4 protein-coding genes are annotated in these 4563 nt (G+C 32.8%); all 4 read left to right on the top strand.

Going from position 1 to position 4563, the window contains the following annotated elements; genetic code table 11:
* Positions 1-1193 (top strand): decarboxylating NADP(+)-dependent phosphogluconate dehydrogenase (gene gnd, locus Q0C58_RS06085; protein WP_290698845.1); only part of this gene is annotated, 1193 nt, incomplete at its 5' end.
* A gap of 35 nt (positions 1194-1228) precedes the next feature.
* Entirely contained in the window at positions 1229-2521 is a 1293-nt protein-coding gene (locus Q0C58_RS06080) for an Nramp family divalent metal transporter (protein ID WP_290698844.1), read from the top strand.
* A gap of 19 nt (positions 2522-2540) precedes the next feature.
* Complete coding sequence (locus tag Q0C58_RS06075) at positions 2541-3494, top strand: TIM barrel protein (RefSeq protein ID WP_290698843.1); 954 nt, start codon at positions 2541-2543, stop codon at positions 3492-3494.
* A gap of 71 nt (positions 3495-3565) precedes the next feature.
* Positions 3566-4563: polysaccharide lyase family 7 protein (locus tag Q0C58_RS06070; RefSeq protein WP_290698842.1), on the top strand; the 998-nt coding region annotated here is incomplete at its 3' end.

The raw sequence follows: 4563 nt of genomic DNA, 5'->3' as shown, positions 1-4563 counted from the left end.
TGCAAACACCAAGAAAGATAATGCTTATGGTGAATGCTGGGAAAACAATCGATTTTGTTATTGAAGATCTATTGCCACATTTGTCTGAAAATGATATCATAATAGATGGAGGTAACTCTAACTATTTAAAAACAAAAGAACGCTACGATTATTTAAAAACAAAGGCTATTCATTTTATAGGAACTGGAGTTTCTGGTGGTGAAGAAGGTGCTTTAAAAGGACCATCTATAATGCCGAGTGGAGATTTTGAAGCCTACAAAGAAGTGCAAAATTATCTAGAAACTATTTCAGCTAAAGACAAAAACGGATTGCCATGTTGCACGTATGTTGGACCAGAAGGAAGTGGTCAGTTTATAAAAATGGTGCATAATGGCGTGGAATATGTAGAAATGCAATTACTAGCAGAAGTATCCACTATTTTAAAAGCGATGGGTCAAAATCCAGATACTATTTCTAATACTTTTGAATCTTGGAAAGATTCAGCTAGTAGTTATTTGTTAGAAATAACAACTGCGATTTTTAAGAAGAAAGAAGGAGAGGATTGGTTGGTAAATAAAATACTAGATAAAGCAGGAAACAAAGGCACAGGAAACTTGACAGCGATTGTTTCTGCTGAACTTGGTTTACCTAGTACAATGATTACTTCAGCTTTGTTTTCAAGGTATATTTCATTTTACAAAGACGAAAGAATTCGGTTAAGCAATAATTTTGAAACTGAAGATATTTCAGAATTAAATATCACAACAGACCAAGTCCTAGAAGCCTATCAATTTGCAAGAATTGTTAACCATTATCAAGGGTTTAAACTCATAAATGAAGCTTCAAATAAATTCTCTTGGAATTTAAATCTAAGTGAGATTGCAAGGATTTGGACTAACGGTTGTATAATTAGATCTGCATTAATGGAAGATTTAGTCGAAGTATTTAAAGAGACTACCAACATGTTAACCAATACTGAGTTAATAGAAAAAATGAAGCTATACAAAGCTTCGGCAAAAAAGGTAGTTTCTCAAAGTATACTTAATGATTTAACAACACCTGCTTTGAGCGAGGCTATTCAGTTTTTAAATGGCATTACAACAGATTATGCTTCTGCAAATGTAATCCAAGCACAGCGCGATTATTTCGGAGCACATACCTATAAAAGACTAGATGATGATTCAGGTAAGAGTTATCATACAAACTGGAATTAAAGAAGAACTAACTAACTTATAAACCAACGAATATTATGGATGCAACCACGCAAAAAAAATCATTTCTAAAAAAGATTATTGCCATAGTATTAGGATTCGGTCCTGGGATTTTTGCCATTGGTTACACCATTGGAACAGGAAGTGTTACTTCTATGATAAAAGCAGGAAGTGCTTATGGTATGCAACTAACTTGGGTGCTTTTACTAAGTTGCTTGTTTTCTGGAATTCTTATGTTTGTTTATGGAAACTATACATTAATCACCGGAGAAACAGCACTTTTCAGTTTTAAAAAATATATAAAAGGAGGTAAAATAATTGCAATCTTAATTATTATTGGAATTTCTGTTGGGCAATGGGGATCACTAATGGGAATTTTAACTATTTCGTCCAATATGCTTTATGAGATATTCTCTATCTATTTTGAAGGACTTAAAGCGTATGAATATGAAACAGTTTTGGCTATTGCTGTTTTAATTGTCGGTATTTTTTATGGCATAATGCTAGTAGGTAAATATTCATTTTTCGAAAAAATATTAGTCATATTCGTTACGTTTATGGGCTTGTCTTTCATTGTGTCTCTATTTTTTGTACATCCATTACCATCAGAAGTTTTAGAAGGATTAATTCCATACATTCCAGAATCTAAAGATCCCCAAATATCAGGGAAAATGATGGTTGCAGCATTTGTAGGAACGACAATGGCAGCAGCTACATTTTTATCTAGACCTTTATTTGTGAAAGGAAAAAATTGGGGTATTAAGGATCTAGGAAAACAACGTAAAGATTCAATTACAGCAGCTATATTGGTGTTTGTAATTAGTGGTGCTATTATGGCTGTAGCTAGTGGTGCTTTATTTCACCAAGGAACTTCAGTAAATAATGTTTTGGATATGGCAAAACCACTAGAGCCTATTGCAGGAAGTTTTGCGGTAGCAGTTTTCTTTTTTGGAACACTAAGTGCAGGTTTGTCTTCTATTTTTCCTTGTTTATTAATTGCTCCGCTTTTAGTTGCAGATTACCAATCCGGAACTTTAGATACAACCTCTAAACAGTTTAGAATAATCACCGCAATTGCTTGTTTGGTAGCTTTAATTGGACCAGCATTTTTTGGAGGTAAACCTATTTTGGTTCAAATCTTATCTCAAGTTTTTAATGTCTTTATTTTGCCACTTGTGGTGTTTAGCATCATGTTACTGGTAAACAACAAAAAAATAATGAAAGGGTATAAAACTAGTCTTTTGGTAAACATTGGTTTGTTTGCCGCATTATTTTTCTCTTGTGTAATTTCATATACAGGCATTGTAGGATTAATGGCTAAATACTTTTAAAATAAATCACGATAACAAAATGAAATCAACCAGTAGAAGAGATTTTATAAAAAAGACTGCACTAGCTGCAACTGCTTTACCGCTTTTAAGTTTTCCCTTAAATAATTGGGCAAATGAGAATAGTTTAGAAGAGGAGCTTTCTATTAATATTTTTTCTAAACACCTTCAGTTTTTAGATTATAAAACTACTGGAGAAATGGCTGCTGAAATGGGCTTTGCTGGAGTAGATCTAACCGTAAGAGCTAAAGGACATGTGTTGCCAGAATCGGTTAAAATAGATTTACCAAAAGCAATATTCGATATTAAATCTGCTGGATCTCATTGTGAAATGATTACTACTAGTATAGAAAGTATACACAACCCATTAGACGTAGATATTATTAAAACCGCAGCTAAATCTGGTGTTAAATATTACCGCACACATTGGTTTAAGTATCTTGAAGAAAAAACAATGCAAGAATCGCTGGAAGTCTATAAACAGCGCGTTAAAGAATTAAGTGATTTAAATAAGGAGCAAAACATTATTGGCTACTACCAAAACCATGCTGGTAAAAATGTAGGAGCATCTTATTGGGAAATTAAAAAAATATTGGAAACAGCAGATTCAAATTATTTTGGAACGCAATACGATATTCGTCATGCCATTGCAGAAGGTGGACACTCTTGGGAAAATGGATTACAACTATTACAAGCCAACATAAAAGGAATTGTATTAAAAGATTTTAAATGGGGAAATATTAATGGTAAATGGAAACCTATTAATGTGCCAGTTGGTGAAGGCATGGTAGATTTTAATACCTATTTTAAATTATTGAAAAAATATAAATTGAAACCACCAGTATCACTTCATTTAGAATATGATTTAGGAGGTGCAGAAAAAGGACGCAGTACAATAACTGTAGATAAAAAAGTAGTGTTTGATGCTATGAAAAAAGATTTGAGGAATATTCAGAAATTATGGAAAGAAGCCTAAATTAACTCTATAGAATAGCATTCTACTAAATATTAACAGAGCGATTATTAAAAACCAATAAATTATTAAAAATGAATAAAAAAATAACCACATCAATATCAAGGCTTTTATTTCTTAATGTTTTATTAGTTCTTAATAGTTGTAACAATTCAAACAAAAAAACAGATTCGTCAACGGATATCAACACAGATAAAGAAGAAGTACAAAAAATCGTTTACGCAAGTGACGTTATTCCATTTTTTGACCATTGGAAATTAATTTTAGGAGATGGTTCAAATGCTGGTATTGCAAATAATTTTGAAAACAAAGATTTCTTTTATACTCAAAATGAAAGTGAAAAGAATTGGGTTGTTTTTAAAGCACCAAATGGTGGAGATACACACGGAACTTCAAATAACACAAGAACCGAATTAGCGCAAACAAAAAAATGGTATCCAAAAACGGCTAACGATAAATTAACAGCAACGCTTAAAGTCATGAATGTATCTGCAACAGGTGATGCTCGTGTGGCAGCTTCGTATTCAGTAGTTATTGGACAAATCCATAGTGCAGATGGTCATGAAAACGAGCCACTTAAAATATTCTACAAAAAATTTCCTGGTCATACTAAAGGTTCAGTGTTTTGGCATTATGAAATCAATACAGCAGGAGATGATAATTCAGGTCGATGGGATTATTCTTCAGCAGTTTGGGGACATGACTTTTCTGTAGTTGGTAGTGAAGCAAATACATATCCAGAAGAACCTGAGAATGGTATCGCTTTAGGCGAAGAATTTAGTTACGAAATAGAAGTGAAGGATGGTATCATGAACTTAAAATTTACAAGTGAAGGACATGAGGTTAAATCATTTTCAAAAAACTTATTTGAATCAGAATACGTTACAAAAGCAGACATGCCAGAACAAACAAGAAAACTATTTGTACCAATTGGTCAAGATGGTGTAGAACGTAAAGCTGCTTATGCAGGTGAAGGTTGCTTCTTTAAACTTGGTGCTTACAACCAAACTAATGGTAAATCACCTGAAATAAATAAAAACTGGTGTTCTGGTGCAGAAACTCATGGTGGTGA

Origin of the sequence: Lacinutrix sp. (assembly GCF_023299985.1) — a bacterium.
Classification (GTDB): Bacteria; Bacteroidota; Bacteroidia; order Flavobacteriales; family Flavobacteriaceae; genus Lacinutrix.
Note: the sequence above shows the minus strand (reverse complement) of the source record. Positions and strands in the feature narration are given on the sequence as shown.

What these genes read in the sequence shown, in the direction of transcription:
- Q0C58_RS06080 (WP_290698844.1), top strand. Translation starts at nt 1,229, where the DNA reads ATGGATGCAACCACGCAAAAAAAATCATTTCTAAAAAAGATTATTGCC.
- Q0C58_RS06075 (WP_290698843.1), top strand. Translation starts at nt 2,541, where the DNA reads ATGAAATCAACCAGTAGAAGAGATTTTATAAAAAAGACTGCACTAGCT.